Source organism: Microcystis aeruginosa LEGE 91341, from assembly GCF_015206885.1.
GTDB lineage: Bacteria > Cyanobacteriota > Cyanobacteriia > Cyanobacteriales > Microcystaceae > Microcystis > Microcystis aeruginosa_H.
On sequence record NZ_JADEXY010000100.1, the window covers coordinates 1 to 16,961 of the forward strand.

Below are 16,961 nucleotides of genomic sequence, written 5' to 3' on the forward strand. Positions count from 1 at the left end.
CCAAAACCCCAAAACCCTAACACCCCAAACCCCCAAAACCAAAGAGCCGAAATTAGTATTCTGGTACGGTGGAATCGACTTCGCGACTCCAGGCGCTGATACCACCTTTGACGTTAATTCCTTCGATACCTGCCTCTTTGAGAATAGCGAGGGCTTTAGCGGAACGTCCCCCCATCTTACAATGGGCGATAAGACGATAACCGTTGACTAATTCCTTAATTTTGGGAATTGCCGCACCATTTTCGATATCGGGTAGGGGAATTAATACCGAGTTGGGGATATTAGCGATTTGGTACTCGTTGGGATTACGCACATCGATGAGAATGTAATCATTGGCATTGCTGTCAATTAGTGCTTTTAACTCTACTACGGTCATTTCTGTCATTTTTTGCTGTTCTGCTGCTTCTTGTGCTTTTGCTTGCGGGATACCGCAGAATTGTTCGTAATCAATTAGTTTTTCAATGACGGGACGGATGGGATTCGGACGCAATTTTAACTCGCGGAATTTCATTTCCCAAGCATTGTAGAGCAGTAAACGACCACTGAGGGTATCCGGAGCGCCGAGGATAATTTTAATGGCTTCTGTGGCTTGAATTGTGCCGATTACTCCGGGTAAAACCCCTAAAACGCCGCCTTCCGCACAGGAGGGAACCATCCCCGGTGGTGGCGGTTCGGGATAGAGATCGCGGTAGTTGGGACCACCTTGGTAGTTAAAAACGGTTGCCTGTCCTTCAAAGCGGAAAATTGAGCCATAGACGTTGGGTTTGTCGAGAAGAACACAAGCATCATTAGTCAGATAACGGGTGGGGAAATTATCGGTCCCGTCGATAACTACATCATAGGGGGCTAAAATGTCAAGGGCATTTTCGGAACTTATGCGGGTTTCGTACAAATCCACCTGACAATAGGGGTTAATTTCCAGAATTCTGTCCTTAGCGGAAACAATTTTCGGTTTACCTACCCAAGAAGTGCCGTGAATAATTTGACGTTGCAGATTGGAACTATCGACGATATCGAAGTCAACAATACCAATTCTACCGATGCCAGCCGCCGCTAGATAGAGTAAAAGCGGGGAACCGAGTCCCCCGGTGCCGATGCAGAGAATACTGGCGGCTTTTAGTTTTTTTTGACCTTCTAAGCCCACTTCGGGCAGAATAATGTGTCGAGAGTAGCGTTGAACCTCCTCTTTGGAAAGTTCGATCGCCGCGAGATTAGGATTTAGCATAGATTGGGTAAATAGTGAAACCTGACTCGATTCGGGCAAGAATTTCGTCTCAGCACGGTTTAGAGACAAAAATCAGGAAGACTCGATCGCTTCCTGTTTTTTCAATTCTTTCTATGACTATGATAGTGTGAGGGTCCGGCTCCCTGTTGTTAATATTAGTTAACTTTCCCCTGCTACTTGATCGCGGTATTCACTAGCGGAGAGGGTGTCAGCCAAGGCATTATCGGGATTTTCTACCCGCACTTTTAATAACCAACCCTCCCCGTGGGGATCATCGGCAATTAATTCGGGGGAGTCAATCATCGCTTGATTGCGATCGACTACGGTTCCCGAGACGGGAGGATAAAGTTCTTCCACCGCTTTTACCGATTCAATCGTGCCGAAACTACTACCTACTTCCAGCGCATCTCCCAATTCGGGCAATTCTAGAAACACGATATCACCCAATTGATCGACGGCAAAAGCACTAATTCCCAAGGTAGCGATTTCACCTTCGAGTCTGACGTATTCGTGGGTTTCTAGGTATCTCAAATCCTCGGGATATTCCAGTTCCATCGTCTGTCTCTAAATATTTACAGCATCAGTTAGTTTACTAGATCTCTTGGGGAAAATGTTCATCGGCTAGGGCTGTTTTATTGCCGATCGCTACCTAGACAAAATTAATTACACTGATCGAAGCCTGATTAAACAGCTAGAATTGGTTTAGATGGATCGGGGAACGCCACGGAACACTGGAACAGTAAGGGTTAGCTGCTTTTTTAGCTCACTTAACAATAACTGGTTTAAATACCTCCTAGCTTACTTATGTTAAATTCCATCTTAGATCCTCGTGGTGGCGAACATCAAACTATAAGAGCCTTTTTTGAGCCAAAAACCATCGCTGTGGTGGGATTTAATCGCCAAAATCCCCAACTTGATCGCACTCTTTTACATAATCTCTATGATAATCCCGGTCAGCACCGCCTTTATCTAGTTAATCCTCACCCCGAAAACTGGCTCGATCTTCCCACCTATAGCAGTTTAGAGGATATCCAGGCGGCGATCGATCTGGTAATTATCACCGCCCCTGCTCCCGAAATTCCCGCTATTATCGCCCAATCTGTCGAAAAAAAGGTTAAATGCGCCCTGATTCTCTCCACGGGTTTTCGGGAAACTGGACAGATAGGGGAAAATTTACTCAGGAAAATTAAAGCGATCGCTGGTCAAAAATTACGCATCATCGGTCCCCATAGTTCAGGAATCTGCAATATAAGCCAAAATCTTAACGCCACCTTTTCCCCCATCCTGCCGAAAACCGGTTCAATTGCCCTGATTAGTCAAAGTGGTGCGATCGCTGCTGCCGTGCTTGATTGGAGTTTAAGCGAAAATATCGGTTTTAGTCACTTTATCTCTCTCGGAGTCCTTTTAGATGTGGATTGGGGCGAATTACTCTATTATTTAGGAGACGATCCCCAAACCAAAAGCATCGTTATCTACCTGGAATCCCTGAATAATGCCCGCTCTTTTCTGTCCTCGGCCCGAGAAGTTGCCCTAAATAAACCAATTATCGCCATTAGTCGCCACAGTACCGACTTTGACCCCACTTCTCTTTCCCATGCTGGCAAATTAACCAGCGATCAGCTAACTCTCTCCGCTGCCTTTGCTCGCTGTGGCATCGTGGAAGTACAAAGACTGGCCGATCTGTTGAATATCACGCAAGTTTTAGCGAAAATTCCCCGATTTCCCCGGGGAAAACGCTTGACAATCATCAGCAATGGTTTTGCTCCCGCTCTTTTAGCGGCCTCGGCTTTACTGGCGGAAGATGGACAACTGGCAACCCTTACCCCGGCAACGATCGGAAAACTAGCGCCTCTTGTTCCCGCGGATATCGTCCCCCAAAATCCCATCGATCTGCGTCGCGGCAGCGATCCCGATAGCTACGCTCGCGCCCTAGAGATCGCTTTAGCGGATGCACATACCGACGCGGTGTTGATGATTCTCTCGCCTCGCTTTAACACTGATCTGCGAGAAATTGCCCTTAGAATTGCTTCAATTGCTCAAAATAGCAAAAAACCCATTTTAGCAAGTTTGATGGGAGGGGAGGGCATTGCAGAGGGGTTAGCGTTATTAAATCAGCAGGGTATCCCCACCTATCGCTATCCCGATTCGGCGGCCCGGGTGTTTAATTTGCTCTGGAAATATGAAGAGAATCTGCGCGGTCTTTATCAAACGCCAATTTTAACCAATTCTCAGGAAAATAGCTCCGATCTAGTTTTAGTTAGCCAGATTATCGAGCAAGCAGGCGATAGAACAATTCTCAGTGAGCCAGAGTCTTTAGCTATACTGAAAGCTTATGGAATCCCTGTTATTGTCACTGAAATCGCTGAAAGTGCCGCAGAAGCAGTTAATCTCGCCGAATCTCTCGGTTATCCCGTGGTGATGAAACTGCATTCGAGGACGATTATCCATAAAAGCGCGGTGGGTGGGGTACAATTGCCGCTTTTTTCCCCTAGGGCAGTGGTGCAAGCGTATCAGGCGATCGAAGCTAATATTAGCGCACAAGTGGGTCGGGAGCATTTTCTCGGGGTGATTATTCAACCGATGTTAGAAATCGATCGAGGATATGAGTTAATTATCGGCTCTAATTACGATGATCAGTGCGGACCGGTGATAATTTTCGGTACTGGTGGCCGTTTAGTCGATATTTTTCAAGATTACGCCACCGCTCTACCTCCTTTAAATACTAATCTCGCTCGCCGACTTTTAGAAAAAACCAAGATTTATCGGGCTTTTCAGGGACTAAATGGGCTTAAATCGCTTAATTTAGCGAATTTGGAGCAAATAATCGTTAGATTTAGTCACTTGGTTAGTGAACAACCTCGCATTAAAACTATCGATATTAATCCCTTTTTTGCCGATTCAGAGCAATTGATTGCTCTTTCCGCTTCTATCCTTCTTCATCCTCCAACTACTCCCCCAGAAAAGTTATCTCATCCAGCAATTCGTCCCTATCCCGAACATTATATAGAACCTTGGACGACGAAAAGAGGCTTAAAGGTGCTAATTCGTCCAATTCGGGCGGCAGATGAGCCTTTAGTGCGACAATTTCACCATTATCTCTCGGAAGAAACTATTTATTATCGTTATTTTCATCTTGTCAATCTTGATCGCCAAACCGCTTATGATCGTCTTACGCGCATTTGTTTTATCGACTACGATCGAGTAATGAGCTTAGTGGTAGAGATTAATAACGATCAGACGGAAGAACCAGAAATTATCGCTATAGGACGCTTAAATAAACTGCACGGCGTTAATGTGGCGGAATTTGACCTATTAGTTAGGGATGACTATCAAGGTCAAGGAATTGGTACAGAATTACTACGGCGTTTAGTCACTATTGGCAAAAAGGAAGGATTAGAGGGAATTGAAGGAGAAATTTTAATAGATAATCGCGCTATGCAGATGATAGCGGCTAAAGTGGGGTTTTCTCTCTATAAAACTGCCGATTTTGTCAAAGCGGAACTTGAATTATGAAGTCTTTTTTTGATAAGCTGATCACTGATTGTCTGGCTGAATTGTTTGGGCTAATCCTTGCTCTAAAGTAAAGGGAGGTTGCCAATTCAGGGTTTTTTGAATATAGCTAGAGTCAACGGCAAGAGAACCAAGCAAGCGATCGATATTATAGGTATTAAAAGGGAGGTTTTTCCCTGTTATGGATTCTATCCTATCACCCAGATAACCTAAGAATCTAAGTAAGGTAGTGGGGACGGGCAGCAATTGACAGGGTTGTTGAATTTGTTGAGCAATGAGTCGAATTAATTGGGGAGTAGAAACAGCTTGGTTATCGCTAATTAAAAAGATTTGATTAGCGGCATTAGGATGATCTAAACAGGTAATAATGGCAGCAACTAAGTTACCCACAAAGACAAAACTACGACGATTTTTGATCGCACCAAAAGGTAAAGGTAATCCCCGTTTAATTAGTTTCATCAAGCGCTCCATATTACCCGGATTACCAGGTCCGTAAACTAGAGTAGGACGAAGGATCGTCCAAGTCATGTTACTATCTTTTGCTATTTCAATTAAAGCTTGTTCCGCTTGCAATTTACTACGACCATAGGGACTATCGGGGTAACAGGGAGAGTTTTCTGTGAGTATGCTATCGCTTTGAGTTGTCATCGCACCGATAGAACTGATAAAAACAAAGTGTTTAACTCCTGCTTGAATTGATTGTTGAACTAAGTTAGCTGTACCTTGGGTATTAACCTTAATAAATTCCGCTTCTGGATTGGGAATAGTTTCGTTGATAATATGAGCGCGGGCTGCTAGATGGATGACTATATCAATTCCCTGTAGTGCCTCTTGCCAATTAGTTTTTTCATCGATATTGCCAACTTTAACTATTCTTATTGGTTTAGATAAGGACTGAGATAAATTCTTTCGTACTGCCGCAGTAATCTGGAATTGATCCTGAGATAAAATTGGCAGAAGATAGCTGCCGATAAAGCCTGTTGCACCCGTGACTAAAATGTTTTTCATAAATTAAATTAATATTTTTTTAGAACTTTTTCTCTATTTTTAAAACTTTGTGTCTATATATTTGATATATATTTCCGCTAAAATAAGCAGTAGGCATAATCAAAAATGCTATAGTACACCAAAAAACTCTAGAGAAGAAATTAGGTATTTTTTCCTTTTTACCCCGCCAAATTTCTAAATCAAAATCATCTCTATACTTATAATTTATTCTGATCGACTCCGCTAAAATAAAAACAATAGCTACTACTAAAAATAACTGGGAGTGCAGTCGATTGTTTAACCATAATATATCTAACAGGAAAAATAAAATTATAGTAATAAAAATTATTAATGGTAACTTACTTCTTGTGGGAGTGCTTTGTGGATGTTTGAGAAAGGTCAAGTATCTACCTCTACCGTATTTAAAATACTGAATAAATAAAGTTTCCCAAGAGCTTCTAGGATAGTAATCTACTTTGATTTTAGAACTTACATAAATCGCATTATTTTGTTTTTCTTTTAATCTTAAATTAAGTTCCGCATCTTGATTAGTTACTTGAAATGGATCAAAAACTGTTAATATTTTTCTCGAATCAACCTCAGAAATTTCTTCGGGATTATCTAATTGAACTGGTTCAAGAGCTATTTCTAATAAAGCTTTTCTCCAAAAACACCCTATAAAAACTGTATCAGCATAGCCATCATAGTTGGGATCTCGATACTTTGCCCCTCCATTACCTAAAAAGCTTCTTGATGCTATGGCCAAACCAGCTTGGAAATCATTAGTAGCAACAAAACGTTGAGATCCTCCCACATTCAGAGCCTTTGATTCTAGTAAAACCTCTACACATTTTTCAATATAGTCTGGTGCGTAATCGCAATGGGCATCAGCACGCAAAAAAACATCTCCTTTGGCTTCAGAAAGCATCTGATTAAGGGCAGCAGATTGAATTTTGAGGGGATTAATAATAAGTTTGACTCTTGAGTCTGCCAAAGACAATTTTTTAACTAATGCTTGAGTTTCATCCTGACTACCTCCATCAGCTACTAAAATCTCTAATAATTTAGGATAACTGGTTTGAAGAAACCCACGAATAACCGACTCAATATGATCGGCTTCATTGTAGGTGGGAATAGCTACAGTTACAGTGGGGTAGGTACATAAAAAATATTCGGTATTTTGTGACATAGACTTTAGATTTTAATTTTTTACTTGCAATCACAATTTACTATTTAAGTTTCCCTAACTATATAGTATCTATTGCCAAATTTATTATAGGCATAAAAATCAACATTTTGAACCTGAAGATAATCGTCAATATCCCGATAGTCAAAACCAAAATGAGTACACCAATGGCTTCTTTCATTTCTATACTTAGAAACTCGTTCTCCTGTTAATAGACTCCACATATACTTAAGAAAAAGGAATTTCTGCTTGGGAATTTCTTGAAAACAATTAAGTGCATTATACCCATAACGAATTACTCTCCACAATACTCGCAGAAATCCTAGCCAACCAATTTCATCTGGGACCAGAATTAAAAGAAAACCTTGACTTTTTTTCAATTTAATCAGATTGTCGATAGCAGTGGTAAGTTCACCAACGTGTTCTAGGGTTTCCGTACATATTAATACATCGTATTGAGTTTCAGGTTTGTTGTCTTCATTGAGGTTAATCGTTTGGAACTGAATGTGCGGATAACGTTGTTTTGCCAGTTCAAGATTTGGTTGATGAATATCCATCCCTACAGCAATATCTGGTTTGAATTCATCAACGATTACCGCAGTAATATAAGCGGTACTACAACCTACATCAGCAAAGCTCTTGCCTGAAAAATTTACTTCCATTCTCAAAATATCGAGAATTCGGTTGAGCATCGCTTTTCCACTCATCGGCAGGTATTGCCGTAAGGTATGACGGGTATAATGAATTGAGTGATCGTAAACCATTTAAGCCTCCTGAGAAATAATTGGTATGGGATAGTACGAAACAACAGTGTCACTAGAAGTGATTTTCTCTAGCATATTTTTTAATCAATTTTACTAATCTATCTTGGAAAACAGATTGACAAAAGTTTTCTTGGAAAACCTTTTTTGCCCTTTCTCCCATGGCTTTTTGTTCCATTTCTGATTTATCCAAAAATTTCGCCAGACCCTTATGTATATCCTCCTCAGAATCAATAGTAATTACATCAGCACCTCCCGCTTCCTCTAAAATAGGGTGGATATCTATACCATCAGAGATTATAAGGGGCAAACCAAGGGCCGCCGCTTCTGCTACAGAATAGCAAAAATTTTCCCGATAGCTTAAATGAATAAAAGCGTCAGCGGCAGCTATAAATATCCATTTATCTAAACCATAAACTGAGTGATGATAGTAAACTTGCTGATTATCAACAACCAATTCTAAACAATATTTTTCGGATTTAGACAAGCTACCAACCATTAGATAAACCCAGTCTTGTGGATTATTTTCTTTAAAAGCTAAAGCAGTTTCAATAGGGCGTTTCATTGGGTCAATTCTGCCTAAAAACAGCAGTATTTTTTTACTCTTATCAATTCCTAGTTTTTCTCGTACCTGATTTTTATACTGTACAATTCCTGGCAAGTCTGGAACTTCAATTCCCAGAGGACAGATTTCTACATTAGAATTCCGTAGATACGCGCTTGCTTTTTCTGCTTCCCGGTTGCTAGTGCAAATAACAGCACTAGCTTGTTGTAATATTCGCTGGCCCATTCCATACATCCACAAATATTTAGGTATAGCGCGATAGGAAAATACATAGGGGTCTAGAGTACCATGTAGAAATACTATGTAAGGGACTTTTTTGATTTTTGACAACACATAACCGATAACAGCATGGAACTGAAAAAGACAGTGTATAGTAATTAAGTTAAGCTCCAATGCCCACAATTGAGATAATAATTTATAGGTAACGATAGGTATTCCATAGTTAGCTCCAAAATTGAAAACATTCAATTGTTGCAGATGATAGTCCGCTTCCGATTCTGCACTGACCGAGGAATTCATCGGTATTGTATCAAGGGTTTTAGCTGCTATCAGATTGCTAAAGCTTTTTTGAACAACATACAAACCGCCTCGATCAGGGTGAAATGGCTTCGGAGAAATTTGTAGTATTTTCATAAATATTCTGATTATTCGTATCCAAATCGACTGTTCTTTAGATTTTTACCTAACTTAACTAGAAAATGAGGCAAAATTTTTACCAAATAGCTATTAATCGTATAATAGATAAATAGTAAATAGGCATAAGTTTTGTTAACTCCGTATTCAATGGCTATATCTCGGCTCTCTTCCTTAGCAATTATTTTACCACTTAATCCGCCTGGTCTAATATTTCCTAACACTTTTTTTATCTCTACTCCTTGATAATTTTTTGTATGAATTCTGAGGCTAAATTCGTGATCGGCCGCTACTTTATACTTGGTATTAAAAGACCCTTCCTGTAAGTAAACGAGCTTCTTGACAAAAGCTGAAATATGGGGATAAGGTTGAACATAATAAATACTTTGATTTAACTTTTCCCCTGTCATTGCTGAAAACTTACCTATTCTCTCTCCTTTTTGATTAACTAAATAAACACTGCCATAAGCATAATCAGCTTGAGAATCATTAAGAGCTAAAACACTATTTTGAATTGCATCTAGTTCGTACCAATCTCCACAGTTAAGATTGCCAATAATTTCACCCATAGCTAGACTTATAGCCTTATTCATAGCAAAGTATAAACCTTGATCTGGTTCACTCAGCCAATAATCAATAGCATCTTCGTATTTATGGATAATTTCAACAGTACCATCTGTAGAACCACCATCTATAACAATATACTCAACATTATCGTATGTCTGATTAATCACACTCTGAATCGTTTGCTCTAAATACTTCTCACCATTAAAAACTACCGTTATAATAGTAACCAAAGGAACTGTAATTTTTTCCAATAACTCACTTGTCTCCCCGTAGGAGTGCTTGAAATATCCCTTTGTTCTCAACCCCCCTTCTCCCTTGCGTTCTAGATTTGGTGGAGATAATATTGGATATTGTAGGGGAGCAGAAGTGAGTTTACGAGTCGTGGAAAAATTATGATTAAGATTAATTATTTTCATGTTTTTTTTGGGGCGAGTCATCTTCAAGCAATCATCCAGAAAGAACTGGGTAATCGATCTTCATTATAAGCATTGATATTCTCAAGAAACACAGAATTCTTATAAGAAGATACCATAGATAAGGATGCCAAAATTTCAAACTTTTTGTTAAATTGTAGAAAGGTCTCTAAAAAGTATTGCTCGTTCCAGTATCGTGATTCTTTGAGATTCCATTCGATGGGATAATCATAGGGGAAAAATATATCGTGAATATGAACTAAAACTCCCGTTTGTAAACGGGGATACACTTGAAGAAATTCAAACTCCACATCACTACCAGACTTAAACACATGACTAGAATCCACAAACAGAATATCATTGGTTTGCAGGGATTCAAAAACAGACAAATCTACGGCTTCTACTTTCTGGGTAAGCAAACTAAATTCTAGAAAATCTTGACTAACATTAGCAAAGTCTTTTAAAAAATCTTGAGGATAAGGCTCGATCGAGATCAGTTGTGATTTTTGGGAATTTTCTATAAAATTCATTCTTAAAGCTGCAGCGATAATTTTAGTGCTACCACCTGAGCCAATTTCAATTATCCGAGACGGCTTTTTTTCTCTGACCATAGCATAGAGGACTTCTGCATCGCCACTAATGAGAGCAGAAGTATCTTCGGAATAACCAAACGCTGAAAAAATTTCTTTATTGTTAAATTCTAAAGCATATTTTTCTAGTAAATACTTAACCAGTTCAGTTTGCTTGTCTAGATGCCATTCAATTGAGCTAAGAGGTCTTTCTTTACCCGCGTAGGTCATAATTTCCTGACGGTTGGGTATCGGCTGATAAAAATGGTCAGTAATTAGGGTGTAGCCGATATTTCTTAAGAGGGGATTGAATATTTGTCTGGCTAGAGCAAATTTAATATTTTTCCTTCCCTGTTCGGTTTGCATACGGTTAAGTAATTTTTTCAACATTGTCAACCTTTACACTGCTAATATTTACTATCATGTTTTGTCGTCAAAGCCAACTGGGAACTGGCATCCTTTATCAAACTATTACTAGCTGGTTGTTTCCTATTAAATCTTGACAAAATACTGATGCGGCAGCATGTCACCCATAATGGGCAATTCAATTAACCAACCAGTTCAAGACCGGATTCAATGGGCATACTGGCTGGATTATACCCGATGATCAACTTCTTGTAAAGAAAATTTTTAATCAGCTAATACCAGAAAGCGAACAAGAGTTTTCTAAGGTTATTGGTTGTCCATGCTTGATATTCCTATCCTATTAGCTTTCTGGAGAGTCATTGTACTTTGGCCGGTCAACATCTAGATTTATTCTGGCAAATCTCCAAAACGCTCTCGATAGCGTTGAAGCAATGCTTCCAAATCCTCAGCCCGCATTTTTTCCTGTTGGGCCCGCATTCTTTCCTGTTCAGCCCGCATTCTCTCCTGTTCAGCCCGCATTCTCTCTTGTTCAGCCCGCATTCTCTCTTGTTCAGTTAGCTCTGACTCCGTGGGCAGTAAATCGCCGGCAAAAGTCGCCCAACGCAGCCAAACTGCCTCAACTCCCTTATACTCCCCTTGCCAGCGTACCAAAGCTAACCCTAGCCTTTGACTGAAAAATCTTTCTCCCATCTCTAGAGATAATGGCTCGTAGTTGCCGTCTATAAGGATAAAACCCGCCCAGTCTTCAGGATTAAAGGGATCGTACCAGAAATATTCTGGTACTCGCAAGCGGTCTTGATAGATAGCTTTCTTTTCAGTTTTATCCTGTTGAGCGGTACTTTCAGAAAGGAGTTCGATAACCACATCGGGAGCTTTCCCCTCTTGCCAAACCACCCAACTTTTTCTTTCCGCTTTGGGAACCCCCAGGACAGCAAAGAAATCGGGACCGCGAAATTCCTCGTTTTTTAACTGTGCGGCGCTGAAATAAACGAACATATTGCCGCCTACATAGCCATCTTCCCTAGCAGCTAACCAGGGTAACAAGGTATCTATGAGTATATCCATCTGGAGTTTATGTCGTTGGGTTTCCATGGGAACGCCGTCATCGCAGGGCAATTCATCTTGGGTGGGCAGTGAAAGTCGAGAAGGGGCAATAGTTGAAGTCATCGGAGCTACGCTGGTGATTAGACTTAAGGAGCTTTTTCCTCTAGCACTAGGGAAAATTTTTACTGACTAGAATTTCAGATGGGGGCAAAATATCACAGTAGTTATAGCCTTCTTCCAGGAGAGTAGAGTTTTTTTAAGCACATATTATAGGCTTGAGCTGCCTTCAATTTTTGGTACAGCAAAGGACTCTTTTCTCTACAAGACTGTTGTAGTTGCTGAAACTCGGCTTCACCCTTTTTCAGATAGGCATTGACAAGCTCTCGATTGGCCAGATAGAATGCGATCGCGCCATAAACCTGTTCGAGGGAAAGGAGTGGAAAATTTTGGGCAATGCTTTCGGGCGATTCTCCGTTCAAGAAAGAATAGACAACTGAGTCAAGAGAGATACGAGTTCCTTCGAGCCAATATTCTTCGTCTCGTTGCTCGATGTACTGTTTTGTTGGGATGGGGGCTAATTTCATAGGAGCAATGTTGCTGTTTAGCTGAAAGGATAAGAAATCCCATTACCAAGCAGGAATACCATTGCTAGGACTAGGGTATAGATTTTTGGAGATGTCTATTTCTTATGATGATATTAGCGTCGAGAACGATGAATTTGAGTCTCACTCGTCTAAATCCTTTCTCTGATTTGTTCTGTCCGCTTCACACATCTGACGAAACTCACGAACAATATCGTCTGCGGAAATTCCCTTTTGACTTAACAGGTACTCAAATTGAGCTGCCACCGCTTGTAAGGCAGCGATATCGGGGCTTTTACTCCCCTGTTTAACAGGGAAATAGAACCCAACAGGAGTGACGTAGTACCTCAACGGGAGTCTCACCCTATATGTATTTAGGGAGTTCGCTCCGAAATTCTCGCACCCCAATTTTCTCAATGTCATGCTTATCCATAGTCTCTCTTGTTGTGTACGCACTGTGTACATAGTGTAGCACTATTTGAGAAAGGATATCAACAAATAACTTTGCCCATGTTTTACGAGATTAAAAATTTAATCTGGTTTAAAGAAAATAGCATCCATCTGCAACATCCTCCCAGTTTTTTCGGCAGTAAACCCTGGTTCAATACCGTACAGTTCGTAACCTAATTTTTCCACGATATCAATCATTTCTTTAAACAGGACTTGACCTTCGTAGAGAGGGACTAAAGATAATTCAAGCTTAATGCCTTTGATTGATGGCAAAATTGCTGTTGCTCCTTCTAGCACTTGCTTTTCTAAACCTTGCACATCTATTTTGAGAAAAATGGATTTAGTTTCGTTTTTGATGTAGTCCTTGGCAAGGGTATCTAGCCTGCTCAATTTTACTGTTTCTGAACCAGAGTAAGCTGATTTAGGGGCAGATTCTAAGTGTGCATCCAGCATTGGCAAAGCTGAACTACTCTGACTGTTACCAGCAATATTGATGATAATCTCACCATCTTGGTTGCCGATGGCAGTTTGGGGAGCAATTTCCCAGAGCGTGTCTTTTTTACTGACAGCTTTTAACTGAGAGTAAGCGCTTGACAGCGGTTCAAAGGAAACAATCCTCCCTGAATAGCCTAATTCTCGCAGTAATTTAGCATACTGCCCAATATTAGCACCAACATCGAATACTAAGTCAATATTGTGATAGGCTAACAAGCGCTGCATTTTCGCCGCTTCAGATGTTTGTACATTGTATCTTTTTAGATCAATTCCTAAACTTCTGGCGAGTTTCTTGATTATTTTTTTAGGCATAAATTTTGAGTGATAATTAATTTTATTCAAGAGGCAATCCAACCCAGTCCCATGAAACAAATACATCAGGACTATTGATTTGACATAATTTTCCTTTGGAACTAACTCCATATATCTCGTACTTATGTTCAGCCAAGAACTCTTTTGTTTTGTCAGTTGACAACCAATTTTCAACTGCTTCTACCACCAATATTGGACTGTCTCTTTTAATTATAGTCTCGCCTCCTTGAAGAGCAAGAGGCTCAGCTCCTTGGATATCCATTTTTATGATATTTACATTTTGCACCTGGTCAATCAAATCATCTAGTTTACATACTTGTATTTCATATTCTTTAATTAAATCTGGATTATTTCCTTGTTCTAATACTTCTACGCTTTCTAATTGACAGCCACTATTCTCACTAGAATCTGCCAGTAATTTTTGTCTTCCTTCTGTACTGGATACGGCTTCGTTATGAAGAATCACGTAATCAGTTAGCTGATTTTGCTTTACATTGTATTCGAGCAAGGAAAAATTTAGTGGATTTGGCTCAAAACTATGAATAACTCCTGACCAACCACGAGATTTTAGCTCATAGGCAACAATTAGGGTATAAACACCATGATGTGCTCCTACATCTAACATAACAAATCCAGGTTTAATTTGACTGACAATATATTGAACTAAGTGGTATTCTATTTCACCAACATAATATCCTTGAACCGACATTAAACTACCATAAGAACGAAAGTTAATTTTTTCTCCATAAATCTTGAAGTCCTGTGGGTGATTGACAACTAATATATCGTGAAAATGTTTTAACAAAAAAGGTTTCCAATAGAATTTACTATCATGACGTAATAAAAAAGATTGGTGATAGAACCAATACATCGGTTTTTCAATAAGTTTTGTAATGGGTAATAGTGGATATCTGGCAGACTTATAAGCTGATTTAACACTCTTAAGTGCGTTCTTAATTGTTTTCTTAAGCATAGAGAATGGCATTTAGAATAAAAGCTTAAATATGGTTTTTAATTTCTTCGCTATGCGCTCAGTCAAAGATAATTGACAATAAACACGATAGGTAAACTTATCGGCATCAATATGCGGAATCATATACGGTGTATGACATAGGGGAAACTCCATCGCTTCCACATTGACAGAGTTGATTGGAGAGCTATCGTTGGTTGTGTGCGTAGCATTTACGCCAAAACCAACATTGCTAACTAGATTTCTATTAGGAGTAACAGCTAAACCATGCTGAAGAAAACAGGATAGTATCCAGCGGTAGCCCCAACTGTTAATATCTTCATCATAAGTTCTCTGAAATATTTTAGTCCAATATTTTACTTCTTGAGGATCGCGTAAAATGTACTTAAGGAGATTATCCTGTTTGACTTCCCTCCACAGACTCATATCACTATCATAATAGTGCCACGCCCGCCTCCAAGTTGCCCACCCCCATATAAGGTTAATCTGAGAAAAATAATAGCTATACTTGGTACGCTGGCGACCGAACTGAAAGTTACAACCGATAATAGACATGATTCTCTCATCATTTTGATAATGCTCAAGCAATTCCTGACAAAATCGAAAGAAACTAGGATGTGGTAAGCAATCATCTTCAAGAATAATAGCCTTCTCAACCGTGCTAAAAACCCAATCTAAGCCACTTGATACCCGCTTCCTACAACCTAAATTTAAATCAGAATAGTTCTTCAACACCTCACAATCCCAGTCCACACGCTCGATAACTGCACGAGCCGCCTTACACTTCTCAATATCATCGGATTTATCTAGGCGTGGACCGTCGGCAACCACTAATAACTTAGGTGGCTTCGCCTGACGGATGGCTTCAAATACCCTCGCCGTCGTGTCTGGTCGATTGAAAATCAGGAAGGCGACCGGAGTGGTCAGTTGGAAGTCAGTCATAGACGAATTTACTATTAACTCATGGTATACTAAACCACCCTGACCAAATTGTCAACTCTAGGCTAGTGGAACCAGCAATTCTCAGTTTTAGACACAGCAAGCCTTTTAGGGATTTAAAGAACATTTTAAAGGGGGATTTTTGGGGCAACTTTGGGTGTACTATCACGTCAAAAGCCTGAAGACTTGTGAAATGAAATTCGCCATCCCATTGAATTTTACCCCGTATTATGCGAACTAACTCGGGTCTGCTGAAAAAGTTTTTCCTGGGGGTAGGAGTCAGGAGTCAGGAGTCAGTAGCTGGTCGTTTCAGGCTTTGTCGCCCTTGTTTTTTGTACTAAGTTATGTACTACAAGGAGAATAATGCAAGGTTTTTGAGGGTTCCAATCCGATTTTCTAGCACTAACATCGGATTTTAACAGGTCAAAAGCCTTATTTTAAAAGGGTTTTACCATTATTCAGCAAGCTCTAACTCCCAAAAGCCTTGCTACAGGGCAAATTTAGAATTGCTGTAGTGGGACTACAAAAATCCGCCTAGACGAAGTCAGAGACTTTCGGGATTAATCCCCAATTCCCTGAGTTTAGCCGCCAATCGTTCGGCTTTTTCTTAGGCTGCCTCAGCTTTCTGTTGTGCTTCCTCAGCCAACTCTCGCGGGGTTGGCAACAACATTAGATCTCTTGCAAAAGTAATCAAGATATATCCTTTTGTCGGTAACGAAGTTCGTAATTGTAGATACCAGCAATCAAATTCAATCTCAGACCAAATCGCCGTCTGCGATGTCTGTATCTTGATGAAAGTATCCGAAATATTTTGAGACGACGATGAATATGTTCTATAACTATGCGCCGTTGTGATAACTGACGATTGGCTTTTTTTTTTCTCTTTACTTAGTTTTTCTTTTTTCTTTTTTTTATGAGGAATTTGACTGTTTTGATGGATTTTCTGAATTCCTTGATAGCCTTTATCCCCTAATATTTCTATTTCCTTATTTAACCTTATTTTGCTCTCTTTCCACAGTCGAAAATCATGGACTCTTCCTTTCTCACAACGGACACAGATTACCTGCTCGCTTTTTTGATCGGCAACGACTTGCGACTTTAATGTGTGGTATCCCTGCTTGCCACTATAGCATGATTTCTGCTTTTTTTTAGTCTTTCTATCTCCTGTTCTGACACATCCACCACTATTACTTCTATTTCACTATTACTTTCTAATAGGGCTTTTTTTCCAGGTAGATTAAACAGACCTGATTTGATGAGAATATTAGACCTCTTGCATAATTTTTTTATGGTATAATATAAGGTTTTGCTTTTTTCTCAATTCTTAGATTGAAGTGGAAAAAAGAATAAAATGTGATCTTAGGTCAGGAAATCATCTATAATTTTGC

At 39.8% G+C, this 16,961-nt stretch carries 14 protein-coding genes and 3 pseudogenes; 1 reads left to right on the forward strand and 16 read right to left on the reverse strand.

Annotated elements, in window-relative coordinates; genetic code table 11:
• Positions 1 to 52 precede the first annotated feature (52 nt).
• Positions 53 to 1,225: a molybdopterin-synthase adenylyltransferase MoeB gene (gene moeB, locus IQ234_RS14815; protein ID WP_193957642.1), complete on the reverse strand. Its 1,173-nt coding sequence runs from the start codon at positions 1,223 to 1,225 to the stop codon at positions 53 to 55.
• Between the two features lie 159 nt (positions 1,226 to 1,384).
• The gene (gcvH, locus tag IQ234_RS14820; RefSeq protein WP_193957643.1) at positions 1,385 to 1,780 is read right to left on the reverse strand and encodes a glycine cleavage system protein GcvH; all 396 of its coding nucleotides are present in this window, start codon (positions 1,778 to 1,780) and stop codon (positions 1,385 to 1,387) included.
• A 249-nt stretch (positions 1,781 to 2,029) separates the two neighbouring features.
• Here gcvH and IQ234_RS14825 point away from each other — a divergent pair, with 249 nt between their 5' ends.
• Positions 2,030 to 4,738, forward strand: coding sequence for a bifunctional acetate--CoA ligase family protein/GNAT family N-acetyltransferase (locus IQ234_RS14825; protein WP_193957644.1), 2,709 nt, complete (start codon positions 2,030 to 2,032; stop codon positions 4,736 to 4,738).
• 21 nt (positions 4,739 to 4,759) lie between these two features.
• On the opposite strand, the gene IQ234_RS14830 is transcribed toward IQ234_RS14825, so the two are convergent.
• The 14 genes and pseudogenes from IQ234_RS14830 to IQ234_RS21640 form a co-directional block, all read right to left on the reverse strand.
• Entirely contained in the window at positions 4,760 to 5,743 is a 984-nt protein-coding gene (locus IQ234_RS14830) for an NAD-dependent epimerase/dehydratase family protein (RefSeq protein WP_193957645.1), read from the reverse strand.
• A gap of 19 nt (positions 5,744 to 5,762) precedes the next feature.
• A complete protein-coding gene (locus tag IQ234_RS14835; protein ID WP_193957646.1) occupies positions 5,763 to 6,911 on the reverse strand; it encodes a glycosyltransferase family 2 protein in 1,149 nt (382 codons plus the stop codon).
• 44 nt (positions 6,912 to 6,955) lie between these two features.
• Complete coding sequence (locus IQ234_RS14840) at positions 6,956 to 7,615, reverse strand: class I SAM-dependent methyltransferase (RefSeq protein ID WP_193957647.1); 660 nt, start codon at positions 7,613 to 7,615, stop codon at positions 6,956 to 6,958.
• Positions 7,616 to 7,724: 109 nt separating this feature from the next.
• A complete protein-coding gene (locus IQ234_RS14845) occupies positions 7,725 to 8,867 on the reverse strand; it encodes a glycosyltransferase (RefSeq protein WP_193957648.1) in 1,143 nt (380 codons plus the stop codon).
• 11 nt (positions 8,868 to 8,878) lie between these two features.
• Positions 8,879 to 9,850, reverse strand: coding sequence for a glycosyltransferase family 2 protein (locus IQ234_RS14850; protein ID WP_193957649.1), 972 nt, complete (start codon positions 9,848 to 9,850; stop codon positions 8,879 to 8,881).
• A 23-nt stretch (positions 9,851 to 9,873) separates the two neighbouring features.
• Positions 9,874 to 10,806, reverse strand: coding sequence for a class I SAM-dependent methyltransferase (locus IQ234_RS14855; protein ID WP_193957650.1), 933 nt, complete (start codon positions 10,804 to 10,806; stop codon positions 9,874 to 9,876).
• Positions 10,807 to 11,169: 363 nt separating this feature from the next.
• Positions 11,170 to 11,949 carry a Uma2 family endonuclease gene (locus tag IQ234_RS14860; protein WP_193957651.1) on the reverse strand — a complete coding sequence of 260 codons (780 nt, stop codon included), beginning with the start codon at positions 11,947 to 11,949 and terminating at the stop codon, positions 11,170 to 11,172.
• Between the two features lie 101 nt (positions 11,950 to 12,050).
• On the reverse strand, positions 12,051 to 12,410 hold the full coding sequence (locus tag IQ234_RS14865; RefSeq protein WP_193957652.1) for a DUF433 domain-containing protein: 360 nt from the start codon (positions 12,408 to 12,410) through the stop codon (positions 12,051 to 12,053).
• A 141-nt stretch (positions 12,411 to 12,551) separates the two neighbouring features.
• Positions 12,552 to 12,840, reverse strand: a pseudogene (locus tag IQ234_RS14870) (hypothetical protein).
• 98 nt (positions 12,841 to 12,938) lie between these two features.
• Complete coding sequence (locus IQ234_RS14875; protein WP_193957655.1) at positions 12,939 to 13,664, reverse strand: FkbM family methyltransferase; 726 nt, start codon at positions 13,662 to 13,664, stop codon at positions 12,939 to 12,941.
• A gap of 22 nt (positions 13,665 to 13,686) precedes the next feature.
• Positions 13,687 to 14,637, reverse strand: coding sequence for an FkbM family methyltransferase (locus IQ234_RS14880; protein WP_193957653.1), 951 nt, complete (start codon positions 14,635 to 14,637; stop codon positions 13,687 to 13,689).
• Between the two features lie 12 nt (positions 14,638 to 14,649).
• On the reverse strand, positions 14,650 to 15,576 hold the full coding sequence (locus tag IQ234_RS14885) for a glycosyltransferase family 2 protein (RefSeq protein ID WP_193957654.1): 927 nt from the start codon (positions 15,574 to 15,576) through the stop codon (positions 14,650 to 14,652).
• A gap of 687 nt (positions 15,577 to 16,263) precedes the next feature.
• A pseudogene (locus IQ234_RS21635) lies at positions 16,264 to 16,422 on the reverse strand (IS5/IS1182 family transposase); the annotation flags it as partial.
• Positions 16,423 to 16,495: 73 nt separating this feature from the next.
• Positions 16,496 to 16,669: pseudogene (locus IQ234_RS21640) on the reverse strand (transposase); the annotation flags it as partial.
• Positions 16,670 to 16,961: the final 292 nt, after the last annotated feature.